This is a genomic window from Paraburkholderia bryophila (genome assembly GCF_003269035.1).
GTDB lineage: Bacteria > Pseudomonadota > Gammaproteobacteria > Burkholderiales > Burkholderiaceae > Paraburkholderia > Paraburkholderia bryophila.
The window spans coordinates 122695-137190 of record NZ_QLTK01000001.1; the positions used below are offsets into that span (position 1 = coordinate 122695).

13 protein-coding genes and 2 pseudogenes are annotated in these 14496 nt (G+C 65.8%); 7 read left to right on the forward strand and 8 right to left on the reverse strand.

Annotated elements, in window-relative coordinates; translation table 11 throughout:
* Positions 1-44: 44 nt before the first annotated feature.
* On the reverse strand, positions 45-794 hold the full coding sequence (locus BX591_RS00590) for a sulfite exporter TauE/SafE family protein (RefSeq protein ID WP_244146911.1): 750 nt from the start codon (positions 792-794) through the stop codon (positions 45-47).
* A 171-nt stretch (positions 795-965) separates the two neighbouring features.
* Between BX591_RS00590 and BX591_RS00595 the strand changes: the two genes are divergently transcribed.
* Positions 966-1847: a LysR family transcriptional regulator gene (locus BX591_RS00595; protein ID WP_111928828.1), complete on the forward strand. Its 882-nt coding sequence runs from the start codon at positions 966-968 to the stop codon at positions 1845-1847.
* Between the two features lie 53 nt (positions 1848-1900).
* On the opposite strand, the gene catA is transcribed toward BX591_RS00595, so the two are convergent.
* Both catA and BX591_RS00605 read right to left on the reverse strand, forming a co-directional pair.
* A complete protein-coding gene (catA, locus tag BX591_RS00600; protein ID WP_111928829.1) occupies positions 1901-2809 on the reverse strand; it encodes a catechol 1,2-dioxygenase in 909 nt (302 codons plus the stop codon).
* Positions 2810-2926: 117 nt separating this feature from the next.
* Positions 2927-4060 (reverse strand): muconate/chloromuconate family cycloisomerase, encoded by a 1134-nt coding sequence (locus tag BX591_RS00605; RefSeq protein ID WP_111928830.1) that lies wholly within the window; start codon positions 4058-4060, stop codon positions 2927-2929.
* A 345-nt stretch (positions 4061-4405) separates the two neighbouring features.
* Here BX591_RS00605 and BX591_RS00610 point away from each other — a divergent pair, with 345 nt between their 5' ends.
* The 5 genes and pseudogenes from BX591_RS00610 (at position 4406) to BX591_RS00630 (ending at position 8653) form a co-directional block, all read left to right on the forward strand.
* Positions 4406-5926: a sensor domain-containing diguanylate cyclase gene (locus tag BX591_RS00610; RefSeq protein ID WP_111928831.1), complete on the forward strand. Its 1521-nt coding sequence runs from the start codon at positions 4406-4408 to the stop codon at positions 5924-5926.
* Positions 5927-6067: 141 nt separating this feature from the next.
* Positions 6068-6787 (forward strand): annotated as a pseudogene (locus tag BX591_RS00615) (HPP family protein); the annotation flags it as partial.
* 82 nt (positions 6788-6869) lie between these two features.
* Positions 6870-7286 (forward strand): MarR family winged helix-turn-helix transcriptional regulator, encoded by a 417-nt coding sequence (locus tag BX591_RS00620; protein ID WP_111928832.1) that lies wholly within the window; start codon positions 6870-6872, stop codon positions 7284-7286.
* 2 nt (positions 7287-7288) lie between these two features.
* A pseudogene (locus BX591_RS00625) lies at positions 7289-7525 on the forward strand (chloride channel protein); the annotation flags it as partial.
* Positions 7526-7765: 240 nt separating this feature from the next.
* Entirely contained in the window at positions 7766-8653 is an 888-nt protein-coding gene (locus BX591_RS00630; protein WP_111928833.1) for a LysR family transcriptional regulator, read from the forward strand.
* Here the strand turns inward: BX591_RS00630 and BX591_RS00635 are convergent.
* From BX591_RS00635 to BX591_RS00650, 4 genes are all read right to left on the reverse strand, one after another.
* Positions 8640-9932, reverse strand: a complete 1293-nt coding sequence (locus BX591_RS00635; protein ID WP_111928834.1) for a hypothetical protein — start codon at positions 9930-9932, stop codon at positions 8640-8642. The two genes, BX591_RS00630 and BX591_RS00635, sit on opposite strands and share 14 nt — an antisense overlap.
* A gap of 186 nt (positions 9933-10118) precedes the next feature.
* Positions 10119-10499, reverse strand: a complete 381-nt coding sequence (locus BX591_RS00640; protein ID WP_111928835.1) for a copper resistance CopC family protein — start codon at positions 10497-10499, stop codon at positions 10119-10121.
* 30 nt (positions 10500-10529) lie between these two features.
* The gene (locus tag BX591_RS00645; protein ID WP_111928836.1) at positions 10530-11435 is read right to left on the reverse strand and encodes a hypothetical protein; all 906 of its coding nucleotides are present in this window, start codon (positions 11433-11435) and stop codon (positions 10530-10532) included.
* A gap of 102 nt (positions 11436-11537) precedes the next feature.
* The gene (locus BX591_RS00650) at positions 11538-12026 is read right to left on the reverse strand and encodes a DUF2946 domain-containing protein (RefSeq protein ID WP_420849313.1); all 489 of its coding nucleotides are present in this window, start codon (positions 12024-12026) and stop codon (positions 11538-11540) included.
* 206 nt (positions 12027-12232) lie between these two features.
* On the opposite strand from BX591_RS00650, the gene BX591_RS00655 reads away from it, so the two are divergent.
* The gene (locus tag BX591_RS00655; protein ID WP_111928838.1) at positions 12233-13585 is read left to right on the forward strand and encodes a TAXI family TRAP transporter solute-binding subunit; all 1353 of its coding nucleotides are present in this window, start codon (positions 12233-12235) and stop codon (positions 13583-13585) included.
* An 18-nt stretch (positions 13586-13603) separates the two neighbouring features.
* Here the strand turns inward: BX591_RS00655 and BX591_RS00660 are convergent, their stop codons facing one another.
* A complete protein-coding gene (locus BX591_RS00660; RefSeq protein WP_111928839.1) occupies positions 13604-14473 on the reverse strand; it encodes a ProQ/FinO family protein in 870 nt (289 codons plus the stop codon).
* Positions 14474-14496 lie beyond the last annotated feature (23 nt).

Genomic DNA, 14496 nt, shown 5'->3' on the forward strand with positions numbered 1-14496 from the left:
CACCTCGCCTTCGTTTCGACTATCGGTTGACTATCGGTTATGGGTTAAACGAATGCGCGCGCCATCAGTTGAAGGCCGAGCACGAGAAGGCAGATAAAGAACCAGCGGCGGAAGGTCTCGGCACTGATACGCCCACGCACCCGCTGGCCGATCCACATGCCGAGCAGCGCGGGCACGACCGCGAACAGCGACTCGCGCAGATCGCCGACGGCGAACGCGTGCTCGCGGGCCAGACCGGCCGCGAGCGCGACGGTGGACACCGTGAAAGACAAGCCGAGCGCCTGCACCATGTCTTCCTTCTTCAATGCGAGACCCTGCAGATAAGGTACCGCCGGCACGACGAACACGCCGGTGCCGCCGGTGATCACGCCGGTCATCGCGCCCATGGCCGGCGAGAGCCAGCGTTCGTGCCGGGCCGGCACGGAGAACCGCCATGCCAGCAGACCGGCGGCCGCATAGAGCGATAACGCGACGCCCAGTCCGACGACGGCCCACTGCCCGCCGCCGCCCGCGATGAACGACGCCGCAGCGATCGTGCCGACGGCGATGCCTAGCATCATCGGCCAGAGACGTCGGAGCAGCGCATTGACATTCGGCCCCGCGAACAGCTGCCAGACATTCGTGACGAACGACGGCAACAGCAGCATCGCGGCCGCCTGGGCGGGCGGCATCAACGTGCCGAGCACCGCCATCGCGACGGTCGGCAGGCCCATGCCGGTCACGCCCTTGACGAAGCCGGCCAACACGAATGTGGCGGCCACCACGCCCGCGCGCATCGCAAACGAAGAGATCATCGGAGAGTTTCAGGGAAGCGATGAGGGCGATTGTCGATTGCCTCACCGCTGGCGACAATGCGTAAGATACGTACGGTGACTTAGGCTTGGACTTAGGCTGAACCCGGGCTGAAACCCAGGCTGAAATTCAGGCCAACCCTCGTCGGCCTGCCCTCCACTACCATGCTCTCCATGCGCTTCGATCTCGTCGACTTACGGTTGTTTCTCTACATCCTCGAAACCGGCAGCATTACCCACGGCGCGGCACGCGCGAACCTGTCGCTGCCGTCGGCGAGCGCGCGGCTGCGCGGCATGGAGGACACGCTCGGCATGCCCCTGCTCGAACGCGGCCGGCGCGGTGTGGAATCGACGCCGACCGGCGATACGCTCGCGCATCACGCGCGGCTCGTGCTCGGCCAGATCGAACGGATGCAGGGCGAACTCGGCGAGCATCAGGAAGGCCGCAAGGCCTGCATTCGCCTGTGGACCAATTCCGCGGCGATCACCGAGTTTCTGCCGTCGCCGATCGGCCGCTTTCTGCGCGATCACCCGAACGTGCAGATCGATCTGAAGGAACGCCAGAGCAGCGAGACGGTGAAAGCGGTGCTGACCGGCGCGGCGGAAATCGGCATCATTTCCGATGCGGTCGAACACGGCGCGTTGCAGACGCTACCGTTCGCGGTCGACAAACTGGTGCTGATCGCGAGCCGCGACGACCCGCTCGCGCAGTTGACCCGCACCACGCTGGCGGAAGTCGCCGGGCGGGCATTCATCGGTCTGAGCGCGGACAGCGCGTTGCAGGCCTACCTCGGCGAGCGCGCGCTGATGGCCGGCCGCACGCTCAGTTTCCGCGCCCACATGCGGACCTTCGACGGCGTCTGCTGCATGGTCGGGCAAGGCGCCGGCATCGGCATCGTGTCGGCCGCGGCGGCGCAGCGCTATCGCGGCACGCCGGGCGGCACGATCGAACTCGCCGATCGCTGGGCGACCCGTCAGTTGCTGATCTGCATGCGCGACCGGGACGCACTGCCGCGCGCGGAGAAGGCACTCGTGGAGCATCTGGCGGGGCTGTGAGGTTGCACGCGTTGAGGCCTAATGCTTCGAGAGAGGCCTCACGCTTTGAAGCCTCACGCTTCGGCGCGCACACGCTCCACTTCTGCATCCGGCAGGTTGTCGCGTTCCTTGAACAGCGTGAAGTCGAAATCGATCAAGGCGAACCGACCGTCCACGCCATACGCCTGACCTTCCGCCCCTTCGGCCTGCTTGACGGCCGGCACGAGTCCGTCGCGCGTAGCAAACGCGAAGTCGTCCCATAGATACGGATCGCCGTCGATATTGATCTGCGTGGTCAGCTTGCGAAAACCCGGCGCGGAAATAAAGAAATGGATATGTGCCGGACGATGCCCGTGCCGGCCCAACTGGTCGAGCAGCATTTGCGTCTGACCTTGCGGCGGCACGCTATAGCCCACGGGTACGACACTGCGAAAGCTGTACCTGCCCTCGGCATCGGTACGAATGGAGCGGCGCAGATTGAAAGCCGGCTGCGATTTGTCGAAGTACGAGTAGTTGCCGAGATGGTTCGCGTGCCACACCTCGACCAGCGCATGAGCCAGTGGCTGGCCGCCTTCGCCGAGCACGCGGCCGCGCATCACCAGCGTCTGGCCCGGATCGGTGCCGTCGTCGAGGCGCGCGTGGCCTTCCGACAGCGGCGCACCCGCCACATACAACGGACCTTCGATCGTGCGCGGCGTGCCGCCCTCGATGCCCGCCCTCGCCTCCGCTTCATCCAGACGCAGATCGAGAAAATGCTCGAAGCCGAGACCCGCTGCCAGCAAACCCAGTTCGCCGCTCTTGCCGGCATCGCCGAGATAGTTCAGCGCGGTCCAGAATTCGTCGGGCTGCACGTCGAGGTCTTCGATCGTGTGAAACAGATCGCGCACGATCCGGTGGACGATCTGCTTCGCGCGCGGATTGCCCTCGCGGGTGGCGCTGTCGTTGATCTTTTGCAGCAGGGCGTCGATGGCTTGCGGGTTCATGGGGTATCTCCTTCGTTCGATGTTCCGGATGGCTAGCGGATGAGCCTTCCGTGCGTACTGATGCGGATAAAGCTGCGGGTAAAGCTGCGGGTAATGCCGCGCGAGGCGCTAGTGCGGCTAGTGCGCGGTGCGCCGCAGGCGGTCGATCTTGTCCCAGTCGAGCGCGATGCCAAGACCGGGACCGTCGGGCAGTTGCAGCGCGAAATTCTCGTAGCGCAGCGGTTCGGTGAGGATGTCTTCGGTGAGCAGCAACGGGCCGAACAGCTCGGTGCCCCACTTCAACGCGCCGAAGGTGCTGAAGAGTTGCGCGGAGGCCATCGTGCCCACCGCGCCTTCGAGCATGGTGCCGCCGTAGAGGTCGAGATGCGCGGCCGATGCAATCGCGGCCACTTGCGCCGCGCCGGCCAGACCGCCCGACTGCGCGATCTTCACCGCGAAGACGTCGGCGGCGCGCGCGCTCGCGAGCGCGAACGCATCGGCGGGACCGTGCAGCGCTTCGTCGGCCATGATCGGCACGATGGCGAGGTCGGTCAGGCGTTTGAGGCCCGCGCGGTCGTGCGCCGCGATTGGCTGCTCGATCAGCGTCACGCCCGCGTCGGCGAAACGGCGCGCGGCCCAGATCGTTTCGGTCTCGCTCCACGCCTGATTCACGTCCACCCGCACTTCGCCACGGCCTTCGAGCGCGCGGCTAATCGCGACGACATGCGCGACGTCGTCGGCCAATGCGCGCGCACCGATCTTCAGCTTGAAAATACGATGCCGTTTCGCTTCGTAGACGCGCGCGGCTTCGTCGATATCGCGCTGCGTGTCGCCGCTCGCGAGCGTCCAGGCGACCTCGACCGAATCTCGCACGCGGCCGCCGAACAGCTCCGACAAGGGCACGCCGAGGCGCTGCGCCTGCGCGTCGAACAACGCGGTTTCCAGCGCGGATTTCGCAAACCGGTTGCCATGGAACAGCGTGCGCAGCGTCGCCATCGCGGCGCCTGGGCGAGTGGCGTCCAGCCCCTTGAGCAAGGGTGCGAAATAGGTGTCGATATTGATCTTGATGCTCTCGGGGCTCTCCTCGCCATACGCGAGCCCGCCGATGGTGGTGCCCTCACCGACACCGACGATGCCGTCCGCGCAACGAATGCGCACCAGCACGAGGGTCTGGCAATTCATCGTCGCGACCGAGAGGCGGTGCGGGCGAATCGTCGGCACGTCGACGAGAATCGTCTCCACGCTGTCGATTTTCACGGCTGCTGCTGTCATGCGATGTCCTCCTGAACTGCGCGCCTGAGCCGCGCGACCGAGGACACCATGGTAAAAACAAACCCGCGAAGCCGTCCAACACCGATTCCGACTACTTTCATACCTTGGCGGTATGGAAGGCGAAGCGCCCGCTAATCGATGTATACCCTGAACTCGTTAGAGGATTGCGGAGCACGCTTACCATTAGCCGACAGCCGCCTGAAACAAACGGGAACCGGCGGTTTAAGCCTGATACCATGAGCACCGCATCAGCGAAGCGGGATGCCCGGCAGAGCCTGCCGTCACGGTGTCCTCCTGACGATCGATCCGGCCTCGCCAAAGCCGGGCTTGCATGGTCCGATAAAGATGATAAAAACGGAAAACCATCTGCTTGCAAACTTCCGCGGACTCGTCACGCGGAAATTCGCGTCGTCGTCGCTGCTCGTCGCGGCATGCGGCGCGGCGATCGCGATCGTCATGGTCGGCTTATGCGGCATCGTGCTTTACCAGAGCCGCCAGGACACGCTCGATCACACCCGCGACACCTTGCGCGATATCGCGCTGATCGCCGAGCGCGACATAGAACGCAATTTCGAGCTTTACGATTTGTCGCTGCAGGCCGTGGTCGACAACGTCAAGGACCCGGAGGTCATGGCGTTGTCCCCGAGAATGCGCCGTGAGGTGCTGTTCGATCGGGCCGCCAGCGCCAAATATCTGGGCTCGATCCTCGTGCTCGATGCCAGCGGCAATATCGTTATCGATTCCGGCAGCGACGTGCCGCGCCAAGGCAATTTCGCCGACCGGAAATACTTCACGGTTCACCGCGACAATCCGAACGCCGGCACGTATGTCAGCGATCCTTACGAGTCGCGGTTGCGAGGCGGTTCGCCGAGTATCGCGCTAACCCGGCGCATTTCGAATCCGGACGGCTCGTTCGGCGGCATCGTGCTGCTCGCGGTCAACCTGGAGTATTTCCATGCGCTATTCGCCGGGCTGTCGCTCGGGCCGCACGGTTCGCTGTCGCTGATCGGCAAAAACGGCGTGATGGTGATGCGCCAGCCTTACGATCACAAGATCATCGGCCGCGATATCCGCAACGCCAGCACGTTCCGTCATTTCATGGCCGCCAGCGAAGGCAGTTTCGAAGACACCGCGTCGATCGACGGGGTTCGCCGGCTCTACTGGTTCAGCAATTTCCCCCATACGCCGCTGATCATCATGGCCGCCGCCGCGGAAAGCGACATCTACGCGAACTGGCGCCGCCGCGCGCTGACGATCGGTTCGCTGATGGTCGTATTCGGCTCGGTGTTTATCGGCCTGACCTCGCTGCTCGGCATCCAGTTGCGGCGGCGCATGCGTGCGGAGTCGGAACTGCGCCTGCTGGCGCGAACCGACGGCCTCACGGGTTTGAATAATCGCCGCAGCCTCGGCGAAATTCTCGATACCGAATGGCGTCGCGCCAAACGCACCCGCAGCATGGTGTCGCTGCTATTCGTCGATATCGACCGGTTCAAGTCGTACAACGACACCTACGGCCACCAGGCCGGCGACGACGCGCTGGCTGCCGTGGCTCGCTGCATCACCGCCAGCATCCGGCGGCCGGCGGATACCGCGGCGCGTTACGGCGGCGAGGAGTTCATCGTCGTGCTGCCCGATACGCCGGCGGAAGGCGCGGCGGAGATCGCGGAAAGAATCCGCAACGCCATTTCCGAGTGCGCGATCGAGCACGCCGGCAGCGAATATGGACGCGTGACGGCGAGTATCGGTGCGGTCAGTTGCGAACCGCAGCGCGACGACGAAGTGACCGCCGTGATCAAAGCCGCCGACGAAGCGCTCTACGACGCCAAGGCCAGCGGGCGCAACAAGGTGACATCGTCGCGTGTGTAGCGGTCGGGGGCCGGGGCCGGGTACTGCCGGCAATTTATATCACATTGACATATAATTGCGGCCTGCGTGCCTTCGCGCCGCCGGGCTGTGTCCGGCAATGTCGCGCGAGGCCTTGTCTTCAACTTCGTTCTTCCCTACATCGTGTTCCGCTCCATCGCGCTTCGCTGGCTGGCCAGTTTTATCCCCGCACCGGTTTCCGTGCGTTGGCAGGAACGCGCCCGTTCGTGTTTCGGCGCGCTGCTCGGCATCGCCTTCACCAGCGGCGCCATGCGCCTGCTGCTCGGACCCACGGTGAATATCCCCATGCTGGTCGCGCCGATGGGCGCCTCCGCCGTTCTGCTGTTCGCGGTCCCCGCGAGCCCGTTGGCGCAGCCCTGGTCGCTGATCGGCGGCAATCTCGTCGCAGCGGCAATCGGCGTGACCTGCGCCAACCTGATCGCCGACCCGACGCTCGCCGCCGCGCTGGCCGTGTCGCTGTCGATCTGCGGCATGTTCGCGCTGCGCTGCGTTCACCCGCCGTCGGGCGCGGTGGCGTTGACCGCCGTGCTGGGCGGCCCCGCCATTCATGCGCTGGGCTACCGCTTCGTGCTGGAGCCGATCGCGCTCCAGTCGGCTGCGCTGCTGGTCGCGGCGCTGGTTTATCACGCCGCCACCGGTCACCGCTACCCGCACGCTCACGCGCACCGGCCGAGCCGCGCCGCGGCCGGCGACACCGCCGGCGAGCCGCCGCGCAGCGGCTTTACCCGCGCGGATTTCGAGGCGGTGCTGATGCGCCGCAGCGAAATGCTGGACATCGATCCGGACGACCTCGAAGCGCTGCTGCACGAAGTGGAACTGCAGGCCGCGTCGCGCGCTTTCAACGGTAACGCGCACAACACGAACGCAGCGGCGGCGCGAGCCGTTGCATCACAACGTGATACGAATCCGGATCAGCAGACACGCCATGAAAACACGCACTAACGGCTTGAGAAAAACCGACTTCGAGCAACTGTCGGAGTTTCGCTACCAGATGCGGCGCTTCGAACGCTTCTCGGAGCAGGCCGCGCAGAGCGAAGGCATCACGCCGCTGCAGTACCTGTTGCTGCTGCATATCAAGGGCTATCCGGGGCGCGACTGGGCGAGCGTCGGCGAACTGGCCGAACGCCTGCAATCGCAACATCACGGCGTGGTCGCGCTGGTATCGCGCTGCGAAGCGCTCAGTCTGGTGCGCCGCCAGGTCAGCGAAACCGATCGCCGTCAGGTGGAAGTACATCTCGAGAAAGCCGGCGAACGGGTGTTGGCACGGCTGGCGGAACTGCACCGAGCGGAGTTGAAATCGCTGCAGGGCGCGTTCCAGGTTCCACAGATCGACTACGAGTAATCATGAACACAGCGTCACACAAGCGCGATTTTGCAGCCAATGCGCGGCTGCCCGGCATTTTTGCATTGGCCGCGTGCATCGGCGCGGTCAGCACGCTGGCGGCGTACGTCCTGCTGAACCTGATCCGCCTGTTCACCAATCTGTTTTTCTTCGGCACGCTGTCGTTCGTCGAACGCTCACCGGCCGGGAATACGCTCGGTCTTTGGGTGATCGGCGTGCCGGTGCTGGGCGGTCTGATCGCGCAATGCGTGAAGATCACGGCGGCGGAAGGCATCGTGTCGCGCAGCGACCTGGTGAAGCCGTCGTTGAGCCACTTCGAAGAAGAACACAAGCGTGAACGCTTCAGAAGGCTCGTACCGACACCCGCCCGGCGGCGCTTCGCCGCGAGTCGCAAAGCCGTCTGAAGGCCACCGCCGCCCGCGCGGCGATGGAAAAAAACCGCGGGCTTCGATCAGCGCTCCTCTGCCTCAGGGATCTGCATGGAACTTCGTCAGCTGCGTTACTTCATCGCGGTCGCGGAAGAAATGAACATCACGCGGGCGGCGAATCGTCTGCATATGACGCAGCCGCCGCTTAGCCGCCAGATCCAGCAGATCGAGGAAAGCGTCGGCTTGCCGCTGTTCGAACGCGGCGCGCGGCCGTTGCGGCTCACCGAGGCCGGGCGGATTTTCTACGCGCAGGCCAAACGCCTGATCGACGACGCCGACGAACTCGCGCCGCTCACCCGGCGTCTCGCGCAACTGGCCGAACGTATCGTGATCGGCTTCGTGCCGTCGACGCTCTACGGCGCGCTGCCCGCCGTGATCCGCGCGTTTCGCGAGGCCGCGCCGCAGATCGAGTTGTCGCTGATCGAAATGTTTACGATCGAGCAGCTCGGCGCGCTCAAGGGCGGCCGGATCGACGTGGGCTTTGGCCGCCTGCGCTTCGACGACGCGCAACTGGCGCGCGAGGTGCTCGTCGAAGAAAGGATGATCGCCGCGTTGCCGCAAGGCCATCCGCTCGCGCGGCAAAAGAAGGCGGTGACGCTCGCCGCACTTGCGGCGGAAACCTTGATCGTCTATCCGAGCACGCCTCGACCCAGCTACGCGGACCAGCAACTCTGCGCCATGCACGATCACGCGCTGGAGCCGAAAGCGATTCACGAAGTGCGCGAATTGCAGACCGCGCTGGGTCTGGTCGCAGCTCAAGTGGGCGTGTCTCTCGTGCCGGAAAGCGTGGAAGGCTTGCGCGCGCATGGCGTGGCTTACCGGCCCATTCCGGCGGCCAACGTGGTGTCGCCGATCATCATGAGCCGCCGCTTGCAGGACGAATCGCCGGCGACCACGTTGCTGTGCTCGCTTGCGCGCGAGCTGTTCAGGAAGGGTTGACGCGGCGCTCGCGCCACGCTCCGGGTCGCGAGCCGACGCCCTGCACCCGCGCCTCGACGTGGCGGATGACGGATAACGTATGAGCGCGTTTGCCGCCGCCCTGAGCCGCCTCAAGCGGTTCGATTTCATCCGCGCCGAAGAAAAAGCGCTGCGCCGGCAGGTGCGGCATGCCGGCGTCGTGGCCCGGATCGTCGTCGAACCTCACGGCCACGTGGACGTGCTCGTCGATGTCGCGTTCGATCGATTCGACGGTCGCGATCATGCCGCTCAGCGCGATATCGAAGATGTCGGCGCGACCGCGCGGCCGCAGCCGCACCTGATCGCCGACGTGAACCTCGCCGCCCGCCACCCGCACGCTGGCAAGCGGCGGCCGCGCGTCGAACGACGCGCCGGTGCGATCGGGTTCGATACGCGGGAAGTCGTCGAGCACGACCGGCGCGGCGAGCATCGTGTCGCAGCGTTGCTCGTCGCCGATCAGCACCGGCCAGACGCCGATGTTGCGACACGCGGCCGAGCAGGCGGCCAGTTCGTCCGGCGGATAGCGCGACGAGATCCAGGCGCCATGCTCGATGGTGAGCACCGTGTGACATGACACCAGTGCGTGCAGCGACGCGGCATCGTGCGACATGCTGCGCACGCGACAAAGCGGCGTTTCGTTGACAATGCGCGCTCTGAGCCGATAAACCCCGCCGGCCACGCTCGACGCGCTCAATTCGACCCGCCCCTGCAGTGCCGCGCGAGTACGGCGCAGCGCGCCATGCACCGTGCCCTGCCGGTCCACGAGCGGTTCCAGTTCGCCGGAAGCGGCGAACGAAAATGCCGTTTCCCGTGGCGCTGTCAGCAAGTCGGCAAGCCGCTGCACGGGTACCGCGATATGACGCTCGAGCGCTTCCTGCCGCGAGGTGTAGCGTCGCCCATCGACATCGAGCCCGGGCACCGCGCGCCACACGGGTTCGCCCGCGCCGGGCCGTAGCGCCGCCAGTTCCGCCTCGTGTTGCGCCGCCAGCGCGAGCCGCCCGGTGATCTGCAAAAAGCCCGGCCGCACTGCCACGCGCGTCTGCGCGTTGCCGCGCAACAGGCACTCGCTCTGCGTCACCCAGGGATCGTTGCCGGACACCTCGGCATAGGCGCGGGGATACACGCCGCCAGACGGCCAGCGCCGAAGGTTATTCGTCGAGGCCAGCCGCGACGCATTCGGCAGAAAGCCGTCGTACAACACCGTCTGGACCACGCTTTCGACCGCGTTCACGATATGTCCTCCGAGGCCGTCGACGAGCATGCGAACCCGCCATGCCGCTCGGTGCGTCGTACGAATCGACTGGCACGGCGGCGGCGCCCGCAGGCGCCGCCGCCGTGCTTCACGTGTCTTTTTGATAATAGTACGTTTCACACGCTTCGCGAGGCCCGGCAGCCTCGTGCGCTGCGTCGTCGCGCGAACGACGACGCAGCGCTTTCCTGCTTGCGCTTACTTCACGTTGAAGCCGTAGTCGCCGTGCGTGCGATGGCCGTCGTCGGCCACCGCCACCCAGTGCACCGTGTAGTGACCGGCGGCGAGCGGCGGCAACGGCACGGCGATCGCGGCGGCCTCGTGCGCGTCGACCGCGGACTTCTCCGTGTTGACCTGCCGGCCGCCCGCGTCAGTCACCGTCAGCGAACTGAAGGCCGGTTCCAGCGGGCCGTCGAATATCACCCGCACCTGCGCGGGCGACGCTACCGTCGCGCCCGCGCCCGGTTCCTGCTTCTGCGGAAACACATGCGCGAATGCAGCGCTCGCGCATGTGAGCGCGGCCACGAACGCGGTCAGTTTCGCGGCCTGAGGCAGTCTTGCCAGCCGATCGTTTTTCATCGTGCTTCTCCTGCGTGACTGAAGTTCGGGTTACTGAAAGAGCGGTTTGCCGATCGTGGTCGGCGCGACGTCGTCGAGGAACACATGGGCCTGCACCAGAATGCCCACGTGCGATCCGCTCGCGCGATTGATCGGGATCTGCGCTTCCACACCGAACTGACCGTAGCGGTTGATCCAGATGAAGCCCGGATTGACCGTGCCGGTGGTTTGCCCCTGGCTGCGCGACAGCGGGACTTCCACGAGCGGAATCAGGTTCGACAACGGCTGCGGCAGGCCGACGTCGCGGACGTGCTGTTGCAGGTACGGCAGGCTGTACTGGAACGTGAAGCCGTAGTTGAACGCGTTCGGTTGACCCGCGCCGGTGGTGAGCGCCGGACCCGCTTCGCCGGTGATCGCGATCGGCCGCAGATACGCCAGCGCGTCGGGCAGATCGCCCATGCCCTTGCCCGCGTAAATGGTTGGCGAAATGGTCGAGAAGTTGTCGCCGATGGCCCGGCTGCCGGTGCCGCCGAGGTCGGCATCCACGCCGACCGAGGTCATGAACTCGTGCGCGTCGTTGACGTACAGCATGTACTTCAGGCCGACCCCGACGTTGTCGAAGCCGCGCGCGGTCGGATTGTTCTGCATCACGTAACTGCCGTTGACGGACACCGCGAGACGCGGCGTGATCAGCTTGTCGTACTCGACGTTGAAGGTGTTGATGCTCTGATCGCCGTTGTCGCCGGGCACGCGCTGGTGGCCGTACTGGAAGTCGGCTTCGTCGCCGACACCGGGATCGTCGACGGCCATCGTCGCCGGGAAAATGCGGTCGCCGGCAATCGCGTGGGCGTGGGCTGGCGACGGTGCGCCGAGCAGAACGGTGGCGGCGGCCGCGATGAGCGAGGCGGCGCGCAGCGGGCGGCCGTTGCGCGTGGTGCGCGTGGAAGGGTTCAGCATGGTTCGTCCTGTTTCATGGGTCGTGACGCTGGCGCGCAGCGTCGAACCGACGTGCGGAGGCCGTCGCGTGCGCCGGGGCGCATCGCGACGCGATGACTTGAATCAGGCGTTGAAGGGCGGCGCGCGGGGTTGCGCGAAGGCGAGCGGCTCGACGCGGCGAACGCTTTCGAAGCGGGTGGCGACGATGTGCTGGCGCGCCCGCACGGCGACGGTGAAGAGCGTCTCGACGCTCGCCACGGCCGGCATGTGGGCGAGCAGGCTGCAGTAGCCGCAGGCGTCGCCGTCGGACATCGACGTGTGCTGGGTGGGTTTGCCGGTGGGGTCGGTCGGAGTGCTGGCGGTGGCTTGAGCGGAGAGATTGCTCTGCGTGGAAGACATGTCGTGCAGCGAAGCCATCGCATGCATCGGCTTCATCGAGTCCATCGAGCCCATCTGCATGGACGCCATCGACGGCATCATGCAATGCTCGGGCATGCCACCTGCCGCCGTGTCGCGAGCGGCCAGCGTATGCGAAATGGTCGGCGCGAGCGTGGCCATCAGGATCGCCAACAATCCCAGCCAACTGCCGATCTTCCGATAGAAACGACTCAAGATACGCCCGACGACACGATGAGAAGCTGTCGCCGATTATGCCACGGCCTCCCCTGCCTGCCGACTGTCCGAGGGGCCGTTATGCCGGACATTTGCCCGCCCGCCAGGCGTTTTCGCGCACCCGGTCAATAGAGCGAACTGCCGACGGCAAAGCCCCGGCAGACAGAGCACAATGCCGTGATCCCGGCTTCCGGCACGGAGTGTTCATGAAAGCGCAGCGCCCGCCGTCCCCGTCTTTTCCCGACGATCACCCGCATGCCGAGTGGCGCGATCACACGCTCTCTTATGTGATCGTGGCCGCGCTGGTCATCTTGCTGGTAACACTAGGCGTCTGGCTGATCGATCCCGCGCCGCCGAAAACCATCACGATGAGCGCGGGTCCGCACGACAGTTCTTTCGTCGTCGCCGCCGACCAGTACAGGAAAATCCTCGCTCGCAACGGCATCAAGCTGAACGTGCTGGAGTCGGACGGCTCGGTGCAGAACCTGCAGCGTCTGCTGGACCCGAAACAGCACGTCGATGTCGCGCTCGTGCAAGGCGGCGTCGCCGATGGTTCCGACACGTCGTCGCTGATGTCGCTCGGCAGCGTGTTCTACATACCCGTGGTGGTGTTCTATCGCGGCACGGGGGTGAGCGAGCTTTCACAACTGGAAGGCAAGCGGATCGCGGTGGGCCGCGAAGGCAGCGGCACACGCATGCTGGCGCTCAAACTGCTGGACGCGAACGGCATCGAGCCCGGCGGCAGCACGGTGCTGGTGCCGAGCGATGGCATGCAAGCCGCCACCCAACTGGTCGCGGGCGAGGTCGACGCGGCCATCCTGAACGGCGATTCGGCCACGCGCGGCCTGATGCTGCGCCTGCTGAAAGTGCCGGGCGTGTCGGTGATGAATTTCGACGAAGCCAGCGCCTATACGCGGCTCTTTCCGTATCTGGACGAGATCGATCTGCCGCCCGGCGTGCTCGATCTGAAGCACAGAATTCCGCCCGAGACCGTGCATCTGATCAGCCCGACGGTGGAGCTGGTGGCGCGCACCAGCCTGCATCCGGCGATCTCCGATCTGCTGATCGAAGCCGCCCAGGAAGTGCACGGCATGCCGGGGCTGTTGCAACACGCGGGCGAGTTTCCGAATGCGGTGGCGCGCGAGTATCAGATCAGCGAAGACGCGCAGCGCTACTACAAGACCGGCAAGAGCTTTCTGTACCGCACGCTGCCGTTCTGGCTGGCGAGTATCGGCGACCGCACGCTGGTGTTGCTGCTGCCGATGGCCGTGCTCCTGTTCCCCGCGATGCGGCTGATTCCGGCGCTGTACCGGTGGCGGGTGCGTTCACGCATCTATCGGTATTACGGGTCGCTGATCGCGATCGAGCGCGGCGCGCTCGCCGATTCGACCGATGCGGAACGACAACGGCTATTCGTTGAGCTGGATCAGATCGAGGCGTCGCTGAACCGGCTGCGTATGCCGCTTGCTTATGCGGATGCGTTTTATGTGCTGCGGGAGCACGTCGGCTTCGTGCGCAGCCGGCTGGCGGCTGCGGCGCGGGAACACAGCCACCCCTAGGCGGGGTGGCTGGGATTTTTATGCTGCTGGCGTAGCCGGCGGGGTGTCGGCTGCTGCGGGTGACGGCTCAGTCGGCTCGGTCGGCTCGGTCGACGGCTCCGCCGCGTCAGCGGCCGGCGCTTCTGCAGCCGCTTCATGACCAACTGCCACGTCAGCCGCGCTGGCTTGCGCCGTGCTGTCGCCGCCGGCTTCGGTCGAAGCCGAAGTGTTTGCCGACGTTTCTGCCGAAGCCGCTGCGTCAGCTTCAGCCGAAGCGCCCACCGCCGTTGCGTCCGCAGCCGCAGCCGCAGCCGCCTTCTGCGCCCCACGACCCGCACGATGCGCCTGCAGGCGCTGCGCGCCCGCCGCTTCCTGCGCGCTCACCGTGCCGGCTTCGCTGCCCGTCAGATCCACCCGTGCCGCGCCTTCCACCAGGCACTTCCAGTAGCGGCTGCCACGGCACCACGTCTTGATCGCGTCGCGCAATTCCGCTTCGCTCAGCGACAGTTCCTTCGCGTGGACCACGATATCCTCGAAAATGCCGACCTTCAGCGGCAGCTTCGGCGCCGGATTCTTCGGGAACGCGTTCGGAAAACGCTTCTGCAGTCGGCCGATCGATTTCACCACCGGGTCCACCGGCTTCGCATCCGCCGCCGGCCTCGCGTGCGAGGACGGCCGGGCGCGCGCGGGCGCCTGGGCGTTGGCATCCCCATTGGCGGTCGGCTTTGCATCGGGCGCGTGACGGCGCTGCGGCTGCGCAGGCTTCGCGCGATGCCGTTCGCCAGCCTGGGCAGCGGGCTTCGCGCCAGGCTTGGAACCACGCTTTGCATCCGGCTTGGCGGCAGGCGCCGCTTCGGCTCGCGCCGCGGCCAGTTGCTTCTTCAGTTCGGCAAGTTGTTCGAAACCCATAGCGCACAATCGATCGAGAAAGA

What these genes read in the sequence shown, in the direction of transcription:
- BX591_RS00590 (WP_244146911.1), bottom strand. Translation starts at nt 794, where the DNA reads ATGATCTCTTCGTTTGCGATGCGCGCGGGCGTGGTGGCCGCCACATTC.
- BX591_RS00595 (WP_111928828.1), top strand. Translation starts at nt 966, where the DNA reads ATGCGCTTCGATCTCGTCGACTTACGGTTGTTTCTCTACATCCTCGAA.
- catA (WP_111928829.1), bottom strand. Translation starts at nt 2,809, where the DNA reads ATGAACCCGCAAGCCATCGACGCCCTGCTGCAAAAGATCAACGACAGC.
- BX591_RS00605 (WP_111928830.1), bottom strand. Translation starts at nt 4,060, where the DNA reads ATGACAGCAGCAGCCGTGAAAATCGACAGCGTGGAGACGATTCTCGTC.
- BX591_RS00610 (WP_111928831.1), top strand. Translation starts at nt 4,406, where the DNA reads ATGATAAAAACGGAAAACCATCTGCTTGCAAACTTCCGCGGACTCGTC.
- BX591_RS00620 (WP_111928832.1), top strand. Translation starts at nt 6,870, where the DNA reads ATGAAAACACGCACTAACGGCTTGAGAAAAACCGACTTCGAGCAACTG.
- BX591_RS00630 (WP_111928833.1), top strand. Translation starts at nt 7,766, where the DNA reads ATGGAACTTCGTCAGCTGCGTTACTTCATCGCGGTCGCGGAAGAAATG.
- BX591_RS00635 (WP_111928834.1), bottom strand. Translation starts at nt 9,932, where the DNA reads ATGCTCGTCGACGGCCTCGGAGGACATATCGTGAACGCGGTCGAAAGC.
- BX591_RS00640 (WP_111928835.1), bottom strand. Translation starts at nt 10,499, where the DNA reads ATGAAAAACGATCGGCTGGCAAGACTGCCTCAGGCCGCGAAACTGACC.
- BX591_RS00645 (WP_111928836.1), bottom strand. Translation starts at nt 11,435, where the DNA reads ATGCTGAACCCTTCCACGCGCACCACGCGCAACGGCCGCCCGCTGCGC.
- BX591_RS00655 (WP_111928838.1), top strand. Translation starts at nt 12,233, where the DNA reads ATGAAAGCGCAGCGCCCGCCGTCCCCGTCTTTTCCCGACGATCACCCG.
- BX591_RS00660 (WP_111928839.1), bottom strand. Translation starts at nt 14,473, where the DNA reads ATGGGTTTCGAACAACTTGCCGAACTGAAGAAGCAACTGGCCGCGGCG.